The 309-nt window shown below is 31.1% G+C and carries 1 pseudogene; it reads right to left on the bottom strand.

What is annotated here, in order from left to right:
* Positions 1-309 (bottom strand): annotated as a pseudogene (locus RCF13_RS20625) (DNA polymerase III subunit gamma/tau); the annotation flags it as partial.

Here is a 309-nt window from a genome sequence, read left to right as displayed (position 1 = left end):
TATGTTACTTGTTCTCTTATATCTCTAATTTGCTCTACACCGTTATTAGATGCTGCATCAATTTCTAAAATATCTGGGTGTGAATTATTCATAATTTGCTTACATTGATTACATTCATTACATGGTTCTCCATTTACTAGTTGTTCACAATTGATAGCCTTGGCAAATAGTTTCCCAATACTTGTTTTTCCTGTTCCCCTTGGTCCTGTTAGCATATATGCATGTGTAAACTTATTACTTTTTAAAGCATTCAATAAAGTTTGCTTTATATGATTTTGTCCAATTAACTCACTAAAAGAAGATGGTCTA

It is taken from the genome of Stenotrophomonas maltophilia group sp. RNC7 (genome assembly GCF_030910085.1).
Taxonomy (GTDB): Bacteria; Pseudomonadota; Gammaproteobacteria; order Xanthomonadales; family Xanthomonadaceae; genus Stenotrophomonas; species Stenotrophomonas sepilia.
This window is presented reverse-complemented; position numbering and strand designations above follow the sequence as displayed.